Genomic DNA, 17,965 nt, shown 5'->3' with positions numbered 1-17,965 from the left:
TTTTATGGCAGAGAAAACTTCGGCGGAACAAAAACGTTATTTTTATCGGTGGACACTCATCGCTCTCACCTCGGAGTGAGAGCGATGAACGATTGAAGCCAGGCTCAGGGGATCAAGAGCTCCCGTAGACCGTTGGCATGCTCGATCACGTCGCCAGGAAGGCGTATGCGCTGATCATCCAGGTACCGATAGTCCTGACGCGCCGCCTGCAGTTGGCTGAAGTCGAGTTCAAGACTGAATTGGGATTCTTCACGCCCAGCTTCATGCAGAAGCGTGCCGAAGGGGTTGACCAACGCACTTCCACCCGCGAACACCAGACTGCCCGTACCCGCTTCTACGCGGTTGACCATAATTGCCAGCGTCTGATTCTCCTGCGCCCGCGCCATGATGGCGGTGCGGTGGACAGGACCGTAAGGGTCCATGTTGCCGTTGGTGACGATCAGGAGATCAACGCCCAATTGGGCCAGAGCCCGTGCCGTTTCCGGGAACTCGATGTCGTAGCAAATCAGCAGTCCTACGCGCACGCCGTTCCACTCACAGGTGGCGTAACGGTCGCCCGGAAGGAACACATTGCGCTCGGACGGCCATAAGTGGGTCTTGCGATAGCGAAGCGCGATTCCCTCGGGCGTGATCAGCAAGGTGGTGTTGTAGAACCGGCCTTCATCGTTTTCTGCAAAGCCAATGGCAACCGCGATATTTCGGGCGCGGGCGGCATCCTGCACCGCTTGCACGGTCGGACCGCTCACCGGTTCAGCAACGACAGCCACCGTATCCACGGTGGGAAAACCCATCAGGTACGTCTCTGGAAACACCACCAGTTGGGTGTCCGGATCGCAAGCGTTTATCGCTGCAAGGGCACGTTGCAAGTTATGGGCTGTGTCACTGTCCCGGCCCGACAATTGGGCAAATTCGACCTTCATGGGTTCTCCTTATCGAGTCACGCTGCCGATCCGGCGAAAAATGCTGGCCTGATCATTGGCTCTGCGGGCAGTATGCGCATCAGCATGTGTTACGGGGTATTACGCAGCTGTAGTAACCCAATAGGGGTAGTTCAATGACCATCGCACTTCAGGACATCGCCTGGCATCGCTCCGTCGCGCAGTTGATCGAAGCGCTGGACCGGCCGAATTTCTGGGCGCAACTGGTGCGCCTGCTCGATCAATACGTCAGTTTCGATAGTTGGGTAGTGCTGCAATTCAGCGCTGGCCAACGGCCTCTGGTCTTTGCCGAATCCCCCGGCGAGGACGGCAGCCCCGACCAGTTGTTTCAGGACTACCTCAAAGGTTTGTACCTGCTCGACCCCTTCTACATCGCCAGCCGCGAGCGCTCGCAAAGCGGCCTGTTTCGCCTGGCCGAGGTGGCGCCTGAACACTTCGAGTTGACCGAGTATTACCAGCGCTATTTTCGCTTGAACGTCGTGGCCGACGAGATCCAGTTCAACTGCCAGCTCGATGGCGACCGCACCCTTTGCCTGTCTCTCGGTTCGAAGCAACGCTTCAGCGCCGAACAGATCGCCCTGCTGTCGATGATTCAGCCGTGGGTCATTGCGCTGCTGCGTCAACGGCTGCCTTTGGAGTTGACAGAGCCGGTGTCGGACCACGAACCACCTGCCGCGCAACTGCCAGTCACTGACTGGCGCACGCAGTTGGAAGCGTCGGTCCTACAGAGCCGGGGCGCGCAATTGACGGCCCGGGAACTGGATGTGGGGCGCCTGATGCTCAGCGGCTGCTCCAGCAAGGAAATTGCGCGCAAATTGGATATATCCGCCGAAACCGTGCGCGTACACAAGAAACATATCTACAGCAAACTGGGGATCAAATCGCAATCCGAGCTGTTTTCGATTTTCCTTCAGGCCCAAAGCGCTTGAAGCAAAGCAAAGTCTTGCCGAACGAAGGCGCGGTACAGCGCTACCCCAATCACCGTGGAAAGACCTAAAGGATCGCCTATGAGCCTGTCCCTTCTAAGCCGTTACGCTTTTTTTGTCGGCTGCGTGCTGTTTACACTTTTGAGTCTCCCATTCCTGCATCACGAATGGCTGTGGCCCTTCACCCTCGTCACCGCGTTGCTCAGCCTGGTCGGTATTTTTGACCTGATTCAGGTGCCGCACTCGGTCCGTCGCAATTACCCGATCCTGGGCAATATCCGCTATGCCGTTGAAACCATTCGCCCGGAAATTCGCCAGTATCTGCTGGAGTCCGACAGCGACGCCCTGCCCTTTTCCCGCGCACAACGCTCACTGGTTTACGCCCGCGCCAAGAACGAATCGGCAGACAAGCCGTTCGGCACGCTGATCGACGTGTACCAGCCGGGTTTCGAGTTCATCAGCCACTCCATGCGCCCCGCACCCTTATCCGATCCGAACCAGTTCCGTGTCACGGTGGGCGGCCCGCAGTGCACGCAGCCGTACTCGGCGTCGATTTTCAACATCTCCGCGATGAGCTTCGGTTCGCTCAGCGCCAACGCCATTCGCGCGCTGAACAAAGGCGCCAAGCTGGGCAACTTCGCCCACGACACAGGCGAGGGCAGCATCAGCCCGTATCACCGTGAAAACGGTGGCGACCTGACGTGGGAGCTGGGCAGCGGCTATTTCGGCTGCCGCACGGAGGATGGTCGCTTCGACCCCGAGAAGTTCGCCAAACAAGCACAGGACCCGCAGGTACGGATGATCGAAATCAAGATGAGCCAAGGCGCGAAACCGGGCCACGGCGGCATCTTGCCGAAACACAAGGTCACCCGAGAAATCGCCGACACCCGCGGCATTCCCATGGGCGAAGACTGCATCTCCCCGTCGCGCCACAGCGCGTTTTCCACCCCGTTCGAGATGATGCAATTCATCGCTCAATTGCGTGAGCTGTCAGGCGGCAAACCGGTGGGATTCAAGTTCTGCCTGGGCCATCCGTGGGAATTCATGGGCATTGCCAAAGCGATGCTGGAAACCGGCATCCTCCCTGACTTCATCGTCGTCGACGGTACGGAAGGCGGGACAGGCGCGGCACCGGTGGAATTCACCGACCACATGGGCGTGCCGATGCGCGAAGGGCTGCTGTTCGTGCATAACACGCTGGTGGGCCTGAACCTGCGGGACAAGATCAAGCTCGGCGCCAGCGGCAAGATCGTCAGCGCCTTCGACATCGCCAGCGTGTTGTCCATCGGCGCTGACTGGGCCAACTCGGCGCGGGGGTTCATGTTCGCCATCGGCTGTATTCAGTCCCAAAGCTGCCACACCAACAAGTGCCCAACCGGGGTCGCGACCCAAGACCCGCTGCGCCAGCGTGCCCTCGTCGTGCCCGACAAGGCGCAGCGCGTTTACAACTTCCACCGCAGCACCCTGCACGCTTTGGCGGAGATGATCGCCGCTGCGGGGCTGGACTCGCCGTCGCAACTGGAAGCCAGACACCTGGTTCGCCGCCAGTCCGCCACGGAAGTGAAATTGTTCTCCGAATCTCACGTGTTCCTGAAACCGGGCCAGCTGCTTAACGGCATCGTCGACGACAGCTTCTATTCCCGCATGTGGCGCATGGCAAGGCCAGACAGCTTCGAGGCGAACGAGATCTAAAACCGCTCAAGGCGTCGGACAGGGTCTTGAGCCACCCTGCCTGACGTCGTAGAGCCGCAGCCGGTTATCGCCTCTGATCTGGGTGTCCGCCCATCGCCATTGACAGGGAAGCGTCAGCTGAAAATCGGTGGCATCAGCGCCATCCACCAGCCAGACACGAGCGGTGCCTGCCGGAAGGTGACTGAGGCTTTCGAGATAGAAATCGTCCTGGCCGGAAGCGTAAGGCGCCTTGAACCGGCAATACACCACGCACTCCGCTCCGCTTCCCTGTACCCGAGGCGCATACAGCAACGGTTTACCGGCGTGACGGCTGTAGTAAACAAGGCTTGGATACCAAAAGTAATTCAAGACAACGACTTGATCAGTCGGCTGGTAGCGGTGGTCGATCCATTCGGCGATCAGGTTGATACGCTCTTGAGTCTCATGGCCGTCGGCGTTGGTGGTGTCGTACTCCCCGTACAAGTTGCGCATGCCGAACGCCTCAATGCCGATCAATATGAGGCACCCGATCACCGCCAGCCCCGTCCGTGTGCGGGCCACGTCGTCCAGCGCAATTCCCACGACAATGGGCAATGCGAGCGCTGAAAACAAAAAGTAACGGGCGACGAACAGTGGCAACTGCCATGACACGACGAAAATCACCAGCAGTGGCGCCCACAGGTAGATCACCAACAGCAAGCTCAGGCGTTCGGGCCGCGTATCGCGCAGCAAACAGAAGATGCAGATACCTGCCAGCACCGGCACCGGCGCCCAGCGGGCCAGAGCAGGCCACTGCGCGCCATTCACCAGCGTCAGGTACTGCCAGAGCGCCGACGGGATTGCCGACAGCGTGACGGGATGAATCCAGCCAAGATTGCTGGACTGACCGAGTTGAGCAACGAACACTGGAAGCCAGGGCAGAAACAACAACGCAATCGTCAAATTGGCTAGCCACCATGCCGGCCGCAGAATGAGTCGAGGGGCTGTCTCATTGGGCATAGGGCGCATGGCCAGCAAGCACAACCAATGCGACAGTACGCCGAGAATCGCAAAGTAATGGGTGTATAGCCCGGCCGTAATCAATAGCGCGTAAATCACCAGAGGCATGTACCGCGACGGCGCTTTCATCCAGTACACCAGTGCGATCGTCGCCCCCGTCATCCACACGGCTAACAGCGCATACATGCGAACTTCATGACTGTATCGGACCGCGATGGGAAGCATGACGAGCAGAATCCCGGCGAAAACTGCAGCGCGACGAGTGCTCACCAGACGGGTCAGCCACATCCCCATGCCCACCGTCAGCACACTCGCGAAAGCGTTCAAGCCACGCATGGCAATCAGGCCGTCGCCCAACAACGCGATCCATCCCTTGAGCACGAGATAGTAAAGCGGGGGGTGCACGTCAGAGACCGAAATCGACCAGAGTTCGCCCAGCGAATGCGTGCTCATCACCCTGCTGAACGCTTCGTCATACCAGAGCGCAGCCCAGTCCAGCTGATACAGGCGCACTGCTGCAGCGGCAATCAAAATCACCCCCCACAGGCAGGCGTCGCGCAGGTCGCTGGAGTCGGAACGTCTCACCACGACGCCGTCATCCATTTGCGTCCTCATGCCTGATGATCTGCTTCACCACATACCGCGGCCGATGCTTGCTCTCCAGGTAAATCCTGCCGATGTACTCGCCCATAATGCCGATGCCGATCAGTTGTACACCGCCGAGAAAAAGGATCGACACCATCAGCGAGGAATACCCAGGCACTGGATTGCCTTTGAGGGCGAAATTCAGGATCAGGTACAGCGCATACCCCAAGGTGACCAGCGAGATGACGCAGCCCAGATAGGTCCACACGCGCAACGGGACCGTGCTAAACGACGTGATGCCATCCAACGCCAGATTCCACAGCTTCCAGACATTGAACGTGCTGCTGCCTGCGGCCCTTGGCGCGCGATCGTATTCGACTGTAACCGTATCGAATCCGGCCCATGACAACAGGCCTTTCATGAACATCTGCTGTTCGGGCATGCCTTTGATGACCTCGACGACTTTGCGATCCAGCAGCCTGAAATCACCTACATTTTCATCGATTCGCGTCGCTGAAATTCGACGCAGAATTTTGTAGAACAGCGCCGCAGAGCAGCGTTTGAAAACGCTGTCCGTGCTGCGATGCCGACGTTTGGCGAGGACCACTTCCGCGCCGTCACCCCACGCTTCGATCAGTTGAGCGATGACGCTGATCGGGTCCTGAAGATCGACGTCTACCGGAATCACTGCGTCGCCCGTGGCGTGTTCGATGCCTGCGAACATCGCCGCCTCTTTGCCGAAGTTGCGCGACAACGTCAGCAGCACGACGAGAGGGTCGCGCTGGGCAATGCGCTTCGCGATCCGGTTTGTCTGATCCTGGCTGCCGTCGTCGATGAACACGATTTCGACCGTCCAACGCCGCAGTTGCACATCCTCGCGGACCGTCTGGTAAAACAGGCCGATGGAACGTTCCTCGTTGTACAGCGGCACCACCAGCGAGACGTTCACAGGATGCGGTCCTGGAACACCACGTGGCGCGCGAAGGTATACCCCAACACCAGGCTCACGGCACAGAACACGACCAGCGTCACCACCGGTGCCCATGCCAACCCATCGCCCAAAGCGCCGATGCTCAGACTCACGACGCCCATGAATGCGCAGTACAGCCAATAACGGCGCCATGAGCGGTAGCTGTCGAAGGTGAAGCGGGCGTTGAGGAGAAAGGACATCGTAACGGCGGCAAGAAACCCGACCAGATTGCTGCGGGTCTGCGTCATGCCCCAAAGCGAGTGGCAGATCATAAAAATCAAGGCGTGAACGCCCGTATTGATTGTCCCGACCAAGCAATAGCGTGCCATCCCGTGCAGTGTCGTCATGATCGGCCGTCCGTGTTCGATACCGTCCTGGCCACTGCAGACCCGCACCGGCTGCGAGTCATGAACCTCCGTTTCTCAAGTGAAGCTTCTGCGGCGGTCAGCCGCATGACCGGTGGTCGGGTTCATGTTTTGGGGCCAGGCGCTCTGGTCCTTCGTCTGAGCTGTGCTGAAAACATTCTGTAATACCCGCCCTTTGCATTTCATGCCCGAAAGCGCCACCCTGCGCGCCGCCGATCAGCCCCCACTGGCGGTGCGGAACCAAGGCCAGGCATGGCCCTCTTCTTTAAACAGACTTTCAAAGAGCTCACCGTCATGACGAACGGACGCGACCATCGAATCGACTTCTTTCGAGGTCTGGCGCTGATCTTCATTTTTTGGGATCACGTACCGGAAAACCCCTTCGCGCAATTGACCCTGCGCAACTTCGGCTTCAGCGATGCGGCGGAGGTCTTCGTTTTTCTGGCGGGTTACGCCGCTGTGCTGGCCTATGGAAAAGTCGCTCAGCGTGACGGTTACGTGGTCGCGTGCATCCGCATCTTGCGCCGAACGTGGGTGTTGTACGTGGCGCATATCTTTCTGCTGACGCTGCTGATGGGGATCGTCTTCGTCGCCAACAACCATGTCGACACCCGTGACATGGTGCGCGAGATGGGGCTTGAGTATTTCGTCAGCAACCCTCAGCAGGCCTTGGCGGACGAACTGCTGCTGCGCTTCAAACCCAACCTGACCGACCCCTTGCCGCTGTACATCCTGCTGATGGGCACATTGCCGCTGGTGTTGCCGATCATGCTGCGCAATGCAGCTGTCGCGGTCGGCCTGTCGATTGCCCTGTACATGATGGTGCCGCTGTTCGGGTGGAACCTGCGCGCTTACGAGGGCGGCGGTTACTGGTACTTCAACCCCGTGGCGTGGCAACTGATTTTCGTCCTTGGCGGCGCGTTTGCGATGTACACGCAGCGGCCGTCGACCCCTGCCCTTCAACCGCGCCCACTCTGGCGTCAGCCGCTGTTTCTGATCGCAGGGGTCTACCTGCTGATCGCTGGCACCATCACCTTTCTGTGGAAGTTTCCCGTGATTCACGACGCTCTGCTGCCCAAGGCCTTTACCGACCTTATCTACCCGATCAGCAAAACCGACCTGTCGCCCCTGCGTTTGCTGCACTTCGTCGCGCTGGTGTACGTCGTGGCGAAAGCGCTGCCGTCCTCGCAGGCCTGGCTGAACAACTGGCCCGCCCAACAAACCTGCCGCATGGGCCGCTACTCACTGGAAATCTTCTGCCTGGGCGTACTCCTCGCGCCGTTGGCTGACGGCATCAACGCCCTGGCCGGTGACGTCTGGCAGATGCGCGTGATCACTGCATGGGTGGGGTTGGGCCTGATGCTGTTGCTGTCCAACTGGCTGGAACTGAACAAGCGCCTGGGCACTCCGAAAGTGCCTCAGGTGGCGGGGGTCTGACTTCGGGCGTGCGTAGGATCAGATACACGCCCGTTTACAAATTCCGCCCCCTCCCCGCCCAGCGTCTAAGCTTGTAGTCAGGTGCGATTAACAGGTTTAACCGGGCCAGCGATATGGGCGCTTTATGGCATTCCGATGCGAAGAAGGCTGCAGTCACGGCTGACAGTCAGGGGAACGTTCCAGAACCAACACGCCCGAGCCACTGGCGTCATGTGTGGCGAGTGCTGTTGCTTCTGTTGCTGGCGGGATTGGTGATCCTGGGATTTGCCGTCGCTTCGGAAGTGCGCAGTTCGAGGCTTCAGGCGCGAGAGTTCACCCGGTTGGCCCACGACCTCAAATACACGGTTGAGCCTGGCGCCAGCGATGCGATTCTCTATCCCGGCGACGGCCCGTTCGACAAACGCCTGGGCTATTCATCGCTGGGCGAATTCCTGCCCAAACTGCTCAAGCGCGATTACCGCATCACGGAACAGTCGCAATTTTCCCCTGATCTGCTCGCCTACGCCAAACGCGGCTTTTTCGTGCCTTACGAAGAAAAAAGCCAATCCGGCCTGACCATCGCCGACTGCCGAGGCGATGCGCTGTATCAGTTCACCTACCCCCAACAGCTGTACCCGACTTTCGCGTCGATCCCACCGGTGGTGGTCAATAGTCTGCTGTTCATCGAAAACCGCGACCTGCTCGACCCTCGGCAGCCCCTCGCCAACCCTGCCGTGGACTGGCCGCGCTTCCTCAAGGCCGCCGTGTCGCAAGTGGCGAAGATAGTCGGATTGCCAGGCCAGTCGGCGGGGGGGAGTACGCTGGCCACGCAACTGGAAAAATACCGCCACTCGCCGGATGGCCTGACCCAGTCGGGCGGCGAAAAGATTCGTCAGATGGTCTCTGCCAGCGTTCGCGCCTATCAGCCAGGTTCGGAAACGCTGGCAGCCCGCCAGCGTGTGGTCCGTGACTACCTCAACAGCGTGCCGCTGTCCGCTGTTCCGGGGCATGGCGAAGTGCATGGCATGGCCGAGGGACTGCGCGTCTGGTACGACGCCGATTTTGACCGCACCAACACACTGCTGGCTTCCCCCGCCAAAGACGCGAAGACCCTCGCCGCGCAGGGCTTGGCCCTGCGTGAAGTGCTGTCTTTGGTGATCGCGCAACGCAGGCCTTCGCATTATCTGGCCAAGGGTCGCAAGGAATTGGCCGACCTGACCGACAGCCATATCCGTCTGCTGGCGCAGAACAAAGTGATCGACCAGGCCCTCGCTGACGCTGCGCTGAATGCCACCGTGACCTATCGCGATTGGGTGCAGCAGCCGACCGTGCAGCCCATCGAAACCAACAAGGGCATTACCGTGGCGCGCACGCGTCTTTCCAACATGCTCAATCGTCCGCTGTACGATCTGGATCGCCTCGATCTGTCAGCGACGAGCACCCTGCAAAACGACCTGCAAGCCAGCGTCGGCCAATATTTGCGTGACCTTGCCAACCCGGAATATGCGGCAAAGTTGGGGTTACTCGGTGAGCATCTGCTGACCCCGGCCAGCACGCAAGCCGTGCGCTACAGCTTCACGCTGTTCGAGCGCGACCTTGATGGCTCGCGGGTGCGAGTGCAGACCGACAGCACCGATCAGCCGTTCGACATCAACGAAGGCAGCAAGCTGGAGCTAGGCTCTACAGCAAAGATGCGCGTGCTGACGACCTATCTGCAAATCATCACCGAACTGCACGACAAGTACGCGGGCATGAGCAACGCCGAGCTTAAGAAAGTGCCGGTCGAAGAACCTGATCGACTAAGCCGCTGGGCCTTGGATTATCTGATGCAGAACCCGGATCGTGACCTGTCGAAAATGCTCGCCGCCGCGCTTGACCGCAAATACTCGGCCAGCCCCGGCGAGAATTTCTTCACGGGCGGCGGTATGCATCACTTCAATAATTTTCGGCGCGAAGACAACGAGCGGAACCCGACCCTGCGCGACGCGCTGCGGGAGTCGATCAACTTGCCGTTCATTCGGCTGATGCGGGACGTGGTGCGCTACGTCACTTATCAAGGGCCGAACAACAGCGCGGTATTGATGAAGGACGACAGCGACCCCCGCCGTCAGGAATACCTGGCAGACTTCGCCGACCGCGAAGGCACGTCTTTTTTGCTGCGGTTCTGGAAACGCTACAAAAACAAAACCACGCAAGACCGCCTCGATACCTTCCTTGACGGCGTGCACCCCTCGGCCAGTCGCATGGCCGCCGTGCACCGCTACCTGCTGCCCAACGCCAGCCAAAGTGCGTTCAACGCCTTCGTTCGTGCTCACACCGTCGCAGATAAATCTCAGCCACCCGTTACCGAGAAACGGCTGGACGAACTGTATTTCGCCTACGGACCGGGCAAGTTCGACCTGCCGGATCAGGGCTATATCGCCCGCGTTCACCCGCTGGATCTGTGGCTGGTGGGCTACCTGCTGCAAAACCCCGACGCGAAGTTCAAGGATGCGGTCGCCGCCAGCCGGTTCGAGCGCCAAGAGGTGTACAGCTGGCTGTTCAAGAGCCGTCACAAAAGTGCCCGCGACAGCCGTATCCGGACGATGCTGGAGATCGAAGCGTTCCTCGACATTCATCAGCGCTGGCAAAAACTGGGCTACCCCTTCGACCATTTGGTGCCGTCGCTGGCCACCGCGATTGGCAGCTCGGGGGATCGTCCGGCCGCGCTGGCGGAGCTGATCGGCATCATTCAGAACGACGGCATTCGCCTGCCGGTGCTGCGTATCGACAGCCTGCATTTCGCCGCCGACACGCCTTACGAAACCCTGCTCAACAACAACCCGGAACTGGGCAAACGCGTGTTGCCGTCAGAGGTGGCGACGGCCATGCGCGAGGCGTTGTCGCAGGTGGTGGATGCCGGGACTGCACGGCGCGTGTCGGGCAGCTTCAAGACTGAGAATGGCACGGCACTGGCCATGGGCGGCAAGACCGGGACGGGTGACAACCGCATCGAAAGCTTTGGTTCGGGCGGCCGGATTCTGGCGTCGAAGGCGATCAACCGCACGGCCACGTTCGTGTTCTACATCGGCGACAACCACTTCGGCACCTTGACGGCCTACGTGCCGGGACGCGCCGCCGAGACCTTCAAATTCACCTCCGCCTTGCCGGTGCAGGTGCTCAAGGGCATGGCGCCGATTCTCAACCGCTACCTTGAACCGGGAACGTATACCCAGTGCAAGGCACCGCCTGCGGCGCAGATGGCGAGCACCCATTAAGCCCCCGCCCACGGATGGCCCCTGTAGGAGCGAATTTATTCGCGATTGGCCGGTACATCCGACACATCTCCATCGACGATAAGGACGCCTCGCGAATGAATTCGCTCCTACAGAGGTGGCCCATTTCGCAGTACCCCATTCGTAGCGCAAGCTTTAATCAGATGAGAACCGTTCGTCTTAACCCCTCTTGCAGATACATTAAGATATATCTTAAGGTATATCTAACACGTAACAAGAGACGACAAACGATGAGAGACCACTCACACCACCACCCCCATCATCATCGCCCTCACTTCGGTGAACACGGCGACGGTCGCGATGGATTCGAACAACGCACTGGCCGGGAACGCGGCGGACGCGGCCCTCGGGTGTTTGCCCCGGGCGATCTGAAATTGCTGCTGTTGGCGTTGATTGCCGATCAGCCCTGCCACGGTTATGACCTGATCCGCCAGATCGAAGGCCTGTTCGATGGCGCCTACAGCCCGAGTCCGGGCGTGATTTATCCGACGCTGACCTTCTTCGAAGAAAGCGAATGGGTCATCGGTGACGCCCAAGGCGGCAAGAAGCGCTACCGGATCACCGAAGCCGGCCAGCAGTTTCTGGTCGAGCAGGCGGTCGCCCTCGACGGCGTGAAGATGCGCATCCAGGTCAGCAAACGTTCGCTGCGTGGGCACGATCGTCCGCCAGAAATTCACGAGGCTGTTCACAATCTGCGTCACGCCCTGCAAATGCACCATGGTCGCTGGACCCCGGAAGAAATCATCCGCGTGCGCGACCTGTTGAACGAAACCGCAAAAGCCGTCGCCGATGGGCCCCACACTGCTTCGGAGAAATCCGTATGAATGCACCGCAATCGATCCATCGCGTCAGCCACGAAATCAAGCGCCGCAAACTCCAAGTGCTGCGCGTCGCCGACATCACCCCCCGCATGCGCCGTGTCACCCTGCATGGCCCGGAACTGACCGGTTTCATCAGCCTCGGCACGGACGATCATGTGAAATTGCTGTTCGCGACGACGCCGGAAGAACAGGCGGCGCTGGACAACTTCGCTCCCGGACCAAGTGCATCAGACGGCCCGCGACCTGCGATGCGCGATTACACGCCTCGTCGTTACGACGCCGAAACGGGCGAGCTGGACATCGATTTCGTGCTGCACGGCGATGGCCCTGCCGCGACCTGGGCGGCTCAGGCTGAAGCGGGACAGTTTCTGTACATCGCGGGTCCACGGGGCTCGATGATCGTGCCGGACATGTTCGACAGCTATCTGCTGATCGGCGACGAAACCGCCCTCCCCGCCATCGCCCGCCGTCTTGAAGAACTGGCGAGCAATCGTCGGGCGCTGGTGGTGGTTGAGATAGAAGACAAGGCTGAGCGGCAGGCGTTGGTGAGCAAGGCGCAGGTCGAGGTGATTTGGGTGGTACGGGGCGAGCAAGACCTGCTTGAGGTCACACGCCAACTGACCCTGCCCGAAGGTGATCTATACGCCTGGGTCGCAACGGAATCGACTCTGTCGCGCAAGGTTCGCCGGGTGTTGCTCGACGAGTTCAAGCTCGATGAAGCGGCGGTGAAAGCTGCGGGTTACTGGCGTCTGGAAGGGTCGGACGAGGAATAACCCTCCCCCCTTTACAAGCCTTGCAAGCGTGAACTCGCTCGCGATAGCGCCGTATCTGACACGTTGATCGTGGATGACGCACTGCTATCGCGAGCAACGCGGAGGCCTGCAGGATTCAGGGCGTTCTCATGCCCGCGACCTGTCGATCAACCAAATCACCCCGCCAATGCCCACAAACCCCGCCAAGACTCCGAACGCATTGATCAACGCGCGCTCGATCCCCAACGTGCCAATGTCCAGAAACGGGTAGAGGTAGTCACCGAACATGTTCCCGCGAAACAGCAGGTAACCAAAGTACAGCGTCGGGTACAGCATCCACATCAACACATGCTTCAGGCGCAACTCACCCTTGCTGACGTACAGCCACCAATAGCCGAGAAACGCGAGCGGCATGACGTCGTGCAACAACTCGTCGGCAAGCTTTTGCCAGCCTTCCGGGCTCCACAAATGCCGCAGCAACACGTTGTAGGCGATGCTCACCAGGAGAATGCTGGTGGTGATGCCCGCGCACACGGCAGGCGATCTGAAAAACCGGTGCCCGCTTGAATGCCGGTCCGTGATGGCGCAGGTCAAGGCGGTCGCCACCAGCGTGTTTGTCAGCACGGTGAAAAAACTGAAGAACTTCACCAAACCGCCGATCAGACTCGCCTGATCGGTCCATCGCCCCCAAAGAATCAGGTACAGCTGCACCGCCAGCGCGAACCAGCCGAGGAGCGCGGCGACGGTCGCGTAACGACGCTGACCGCGCGTGAGGTGCAACGTGGAGCTGTGCATTTTTTGATCGGTCCTGGAAGGTGAAAGCGCTCGATCACCAACGTTTGGTGCGCGCCAGTTTCACGTACAAGGATTCGACCTTCTCCCGCGCCCAAGGTGTCTTGCGCAAAAACGTCAGGCTCGACTTGATGCTCGGATCGCTTTTAAAGCAACGGATATCAATTCGCTCCGCCAGTCCCGACCATTCGTAATGCTCGACCAGCCTGTTGAGGATCTGCTCCAGCGTCACGCCATGCAGCGGGTTGTCGTTGGGTGTGGTCATGGCGGGCCTATGTGTCATCGGTGGGAGAGACGTGTTCGCGAGGTGCGCACCTTAGCGGAGCGGGCAATCGGTGTGAAGCGATCGTGCCGATAATTGAGCTACCGTTAAAGAGCGGCTATCTGTTGTCGTCCCAACGGACAGGGATATTCAAGGCAAAACCCTATCCAGGACGGAAACCATGACAGAAATGCTGATTTTAGTGGACGCCGATGACCATGAAACAGGGCACGGTGAAAAACTTAAGGTCCATCGTGAAGGCCAGCTCCACCGTGCCTTTTCCCTGTTTATTTTCGATATGAAAGGGCGTTTGTTATTGCAGCGACGCGCCAAGGGCAAATACCACTCGGGCCATCTCTGGACCAATACCCGTTGCGGCCATCCGCGGGCGGGTGAAAGCACAGATAGGGCCGCGACAAGACGTCTTGATGAAGAAATGGGCTTCAGTTGCGATGTAACGAAAGTTGCCACTTTCACGTATCACGCCGCTGTGTCCAACGACCTCATCGAGCATGAGTTCGACCATCTCTACGTGGGTGGCTACAGCGGCGAAGTGTTGCTCAATCCTGAAGAAGCCTCTGACTGGCAATGGATTGAACTGGATAGGCTCTTTACCTGGATGGAACAGGAACCGGAGCAGTTCACACCCTGGATCATCAGGATCATCAAGGGTCCCCATACTCCATTCGGGCCTGAATGGCTGAGAAGACACGCTGAGCAGTACACCTTCGATCACCTGATTCGTCTCCAGGCAAAACTGCTGATGCGTGTGTCGAAAACTTACGCGTTGGCGATTCCGCAGTTGCCCGCGCCGCTTGCTTGGGTGGTGACCTACGCTTACCTCCTTCTGCGGATCACCGACACGATTGAAGATGAACCCGCCCTCTCCCCGCAACAGATACGCACGTACGAGGCTGCGTTTGTCGCGGCGGTGAAAGGTCAGGGAGATGCCCGGCGTTTGCGGGATGAAGTCGCGGCTTTGCTGACCGAACAGACGGTTCCGGCCGAACACGCACTGATGCGGCAAATGCCATTGATGCTGGAAGTGCATCACCAATGGAGCCCGGCCCAACGAAAACATTTGCTCACGTGTCTGGAAATCATAACGCGGGGTATGGATGAGTTTTGCGACGTTGTGAGCGTCGAAGGACTTGAAACGTGCGACGACCTGGATCGCTATTGCTACTGCGTAGCCGGCTCGGTCGGCGAAATGTTGACCGAGCTTTTTATCGATTTCGATCCAACACTTCTGCCACGCCGTGACGAGCTGCTTCGCTTGTCGGTGTCCTTTGGTGCAGCGCTGCAACTCGCCAACATCATCAAGGATCTATGGGAAGACCGGGAAAGGGGTATGTGCTGGTGCCCCAAAGACCTGTTCGCCAAGCATGGCGTTCAGTTGTCGACCGTGCAGGCCGGGCAGCCCGATTTTGCTTTCGCTCGTGCGCTGAATGAACTCATCGGTACGACCCACGAGCACCTGCAACAGGCACTGAGTTACGTGCTATGCATCCCTTCACGACATACCGGTATTCGCCGTTTTGTATCGTGCACCCTCGGCCTGGCGTTGCTGGTGCTGGTCAAGGCGCACTCGAATCCTTTTTTCACTCCGGCGAGGAAGTAACGCCCACGCCTGCCGACGTAGCGCGGCTCATGCGTTTGATCCACCGGCGTCAGTTGCCTGATAAATACCTGCGGGCGCTTTTTTTGCGGGCATCTCTGGGACTTCCCTTCACGCCACTGGCCGCAAAATAACATGTGCTATCCCAGGAAAAATCAATCGAGCGCCCGCTCATACGAGTTGGCGTAAAGGCATTTCCTCCATCTCTGATACCAAAGTGATTGCATTTTTATTGTTATGTTATAACACTAACAGGCTGAACGCTTGAGTCTCACCCTGCCAAGGAAAATGCAGCATGTCCCGCTTCTCCAAATCCTCATTCTGGCGACTGACGCCGCTGGCCACTTCGTTGCTCATCGCTTCCCCGGTGTACGCCATCGAACTGGAACAACAAACCATCACCGCCAACCCGCTGGGCAGCGACCAGTTGGCATCGCCCAGCACTGTATTGACCGGCGATGAGCTGACGCTGCAACAGAAAGGCAGCCTCGGCGAAACCCTGAACAAGCAGCCAGGCGTGTCGTCGTCGTATTTCGGGCCGGGCGCCAGTCGGCCGATCATTCGCGGGCAGGACGGCGACCGGATTCGTCTGCTGCGTAACGGCGTCGGTGCGCTGGACGCGTCATCGCTGTCCTACGATCACGCGGTGCCGTTGGACCCGGTCAACGTTGACCGTATCGAAATCGTGCGCGGCCCGGCTGCCCTGCTCTATGGCGGCAGTGCCATCGGCGGCGTGGTCAACACGTTTGACAATCGCATCCCCACCGAAGCCATCGAAGGCATTCAGGGCGCGGGCGAATTGCGCTACGGCGGCGCCGACACCACGCGCAGCAGCGCGGGCAAGCTGGAAGCGGGCAACGGCACGTTCGCCTTGCACCTGGACGCGAACGCGCGCGAATTCAACGACCTGAAAATCCCCGGTTACGCCCGCACCGCCGATGAACGTGCTCGTGACCCGGATGGCGGCGACAAGAAGCACCGACTCGGCAACAGCGACGGGCGTCAGGACGGCGGTGCTGTCGGCGGTTCCTACACGTGGGACGACGGTTACGCGGGGCTTTCCTACAGCAATTACGACTCCAACTACGGATCGCCCGCCGAACAAGACGTGCGCATCCGCATGAAGCAGGACCACTACGCCTTCGCTTCAGAAATCCGCAACCTGTCGGGACCGTTCAGCTCGTTGAAGCTCGACGCCGGTTATACCGAATACAAACACATGGAGATCGAGGACGGCGAAGTCGGCACCACGTTCAAGAACAAGGGCTACGAAGCCCGGGTCGAAGCGCGCCATCAGCCGATTGGCCCGCTCAACGGGGTGATAGGTGCCCAAGTAACGCGCACAGAATTCTCGGCGCTAGGCGAAGAAGCTTTCGTGCCCCAGACCGATACCGATGCGGGTGCGCTGTTCATTCTCGAAGAGCTGCAAGCCACTGATCGTCTGAAGCTGAGTCTGGGCGGTCGCCTGGAGCACACCACTGTCGACCCGGACGGCAAAGGCAACGAACGTTTCGCCAACGCGGATCGCTCCAGCAGCTTCACGGCAGGCAGCCTGTCTTCTGGCGCGGTCTACACCCTGACGCCGATCTGGTCGCTGGCCGCGACCTTGGGCTACACCGAGCGCGCCCCGACGTTCTACGAGCTTTACGCCAACGGCGCCCACGTCGCAACCGGTACTTATGAAGTCGGCGATGCCGGTCTGTCGAAAGAGAAGGCGGTCTCCAGCGACTTGGCGCTGCGCTTTGACAACGGCACGCACAAAGGCAGCGTTGGTGTGTTCTACAGCCACTTCTCCAATTACATCGGCTTGCTGGGAACAGGTCGTACGCTGAACGACGACGGCGAGGAAGATGCCGACGGGATTCCGGAATACACCTATTCCGGCGTGCGGGCGCGCTTTGCAGGATTCGAGGCACAGGACCACTGGAAACTGGGCGAAAGCCGTTACGGAAAATTCGCCTTGGAGTTGTCGGGCGATTACACCCGCGCCACCAACCTCGACACCGGCGAAGCCCTGCCCCGTATCGCCCCTCTGCGCCTGAACAGCGGCCTGCTGTGGGAACTGGACAAGTGGCAGGCGCGCATTGATGTCGAACATGCGGCGTCTCAAGGTCGCGTGCCGGACAACGAAACCGGCACCGACGGCTACACCACCCTCGGCGCGAGCGCAGGTTACACATTCAACGTTGGCGGCAGTCAGTGGCTGGCGTTCGTCAACGGCGAAAACCTGACCAACCAGACCGTGCGCTACGCCAGCTCGATCCTGCGCGACATCGCACCGGCGCAAGGCCGAAGCATTGAAGTGGGGTTGCGCACGACGTTCTGATAGTCGAGCGCTGACATTCAAACGACATAGAACCTGTGAGAGCGAATTTATTCGCGATGGGTCAGTGCAGACGACACGTAGGTATCGCCTGTCCGATCTTTCGCGAATGAATTCGCTCCCACAGTTGGTCTCGCGTCAGGCCCCAAATCTGGCGGAGTACGCGGAACCTGTGAGTCCTGTATTCGGCACGGCTGCATAAAAATCTCAAAAAAACTTATCTGTACGCTTACTGCAAGGGTTGACCACACT

14 protein-coding genes are annotated in these 17,965 nt (G+C 59.4%); 8 read left to right on the top strand and 6 right to left on the bottom strand.

The window, feature by feature from the left end:
* Nucleotides 1-104: 104 nt before the first annotated feature.
* Nucleotides 105-920, bottom strand: a complete 816-nt coding sequence (locus tag ACIQAL_RS20875) for a carbon-nitrogen hydrolase family protein (protein ID WP_401148969.1) — start codon at nt 918-920, stop codon at nt 105-107.
* A gap of 134 nt (nt 921-1,054) precedes the next feature.
* Here ACIQAL_RS20875 and ACIQAL_RS20870 point away from each other — a divergent pair, with 134 nt between their 5' ends.
* A complete protein-coding gene (locus ACIQAL_RS20870; protein ID WP_401148967.1) occupies nt 1,055-1,867 on the top strand; it encodes a response regulator transcription factor in 813 nt (270 codons plus the stop codon).
* Nucleotides 1,868-1,945: 78 nt separating this feature from the next.
* Nucleotides 1,946-3,556, top strand: a complete 1,611-nt coding sequence (locus ACIQAL_RS20865; protein ID WP_401148964.1) for an FMN-binding glutamate synthase family protein — start codon at nt 1,946-1,948, stop codon at nt 3,554-3,556.
* 6 nt (nt 3,557-3,562) lie between these two features.
* Here ACIQAL_RS20865 and ACIQAL_RS20860 read toward each other — a convergent pair whose 3' ends face one another.
* Genes ACIQAL_RS20860 through ACIQAL_RS20850 form a run of 3 tightly spaced genes read right to left on the bottom strand, consistent with a single transcriptional unit; the run spans nt 3,563 to nt 6,436 of the window.
* The gene (locus ACIQAL_RS20860; protein WP_401148962.1) at nt 3,563-5,137 is read right to left on the bottom strand and encodes a hypothetical protein; all 1,575 of its coding nucleotides are present in this window, start codon (nt 5,135-5,137) and stop codon (nt 3,563-3,565) included.
* Nucleotides 5,130-6,068: a glycosyltransferase family 2 protein gene (locus ACIQAL_RS20855; protein WP_401148959.1), complete on the bottom strand. Its 939-nt coding sequence runs from the start codon at nt 6,066-6,068 to the stop codon at nt 5,130-5,132. Before ACIQAL_RS20855 ends, ACIQAL_RS20860 begins: the two co-directional genes overlap by 8 nt.
* Entirely contained in the window at nt 6,065-6,436 is a 372-nt protein-coding gene (locus ACIQAL_RS20850; RefSeq protein ID WP_401148957.1) for a GtrA family protein, read from the bottom strand. The genes ACIQAL_RS20855 and ACIQAL_RS20850 overlap by 4 nt, the downstream gene beginning before the upstream one ends.
* Before the next feature lie 312 nt (nt 6,437-6,748).
* Here ACIQAL_RS20850 and ACIQAL_RS20845 point away from each other — a divergent pair, with 312 nt between their 5' ends.
* The 4 genes from ACIQAL_RS20845 (at nt 6,749) to ACIQAL_RS20830 (ending at nt 12,739) form a co-directional block, all read left to right on the top strand.
* Nucleotides 6,749-7,891, top strand: a complete 1,143-nt coding sequence (locus tag ACIQAL_RS20845; RefSeq protein ID WP_401148954.1) for an OpgC domain-containing protein — start codon at nt 6,749-6,751, stop codon at nt 7,889-7,891.
* 113 nt (nt 7,892-8,004) lie between these two features.
* Nucleotides 8,005-11,127, top strand: coding sequence for a transglycosylase domain-containing protein (locus ACIQAL_RS20840; RefSeq protein ID WP_401148951.1), 3,123 nt, complete (start codon nt 8,005-8,007; stop codon nt 11,125-11,127).
* 248 nt (nt 11,128-11,375) lie between these two features.
* Nucleotides 11,376-11,969 carry a PadR family transcriptional regulator gene (locus ACIQAL_RS20835; RefSeq protein WP_401148949.1) on the top strand — a complete coding sequence of 198 codons (594 nt, stop codon included), beginning with the start codon at nt 11,376-11,378 and terminating at the stop codon, nt 11,967-11,969.
* Entirely contained in the window at nt 11,966-12,739 is a 774-nt protein-coding gene (locus ACIQAL_RS20830; RefSeq protein ID WP_401148946.1) for a siderophore-interacting protein, read from the top strand. Before ACIQAL_RS20835 ends, ACIQAL_RS20830 begins: the two co-directional genes overlap by 4 nt.
* Nucleotides 12,740-12,865: 126 nt before the next feature.
* Here the strand turns inward: ACIQAL_RS20830 and ACIQAL_RS20825 are convergent, their stop codons facing one another.
* Nucleotides 12,866-13,513: a Pr6Pr family membrane protein gene (locus ACIQAL_RS20825; protein ID WP_401148944.1), complete on the bottom strand. Its 648-nt coding sequence runs from the start codon at nt 13,511-13,513 to the stop codon at nt 12,866-12,868.
* Between the two features lie 34 nt (nt 13,514-13,547).
* Nucleotides 13,548-13,775 (bottom strand): VF530 family DNA-binding protein, encoded by a 228-nt coding sequence (locus ACIQAL_RS20820; protein WP_166596230.1) that lies wholly within the window; start codon nt 13,773-13,775, stop codon nt 13,548-13,550.
* Nucleotides 13,776-13,953: 178 nt separating this feature from the next.
* Between ACIQAL_RS20820 and idi the strand changes: the two genes are divergently transcribed.
* A complete protein-coding gene (gene idi, locus ACIQAL_RS20815; RefSeq protein WP_401148941.1) occupies nt 13,954-15,393 on the top strand; it encodes an isopentenyl-diphosphate Delta-isomerase in 1,440 nt (479 codons plus the stop codon).
* 292 nt (nt 15,394-15,685) lie between these two features.
* Nucleotides 15,686-17,716 carry a TonB-dependent receptor gene (locus tag ACIQAL_RS20810; protein ID WP_401148939.1) on the top strand — a complete coding sequence of 677 codons (2,031 nt, stop codon included), beginning with the start codon at nt 15,686-15,688 and terminating at the stop codon, nt 17,714-17,716.
* Nucleotides 17,717-17,965: the final 249 nt, after the last annotated feature.

Source organism: Pseudomonas sp. NPDC088368, assembly GCF_044753445.1.
In the GTDB taxonomy this organism is placed as follows: domain Bacteria; phylum Pseudomonadota; class Gammaproteobacteria; order Pseudomonadales; family Pseudomonadaceae; genus Aquipseudomonas; species Aquipseudomonas bambusae.
The sequence above is the reverse complement of the archived record's forward strand: the minus strand, read 5'-3'. Positions and strand labels throughout refer to the sequence as shown.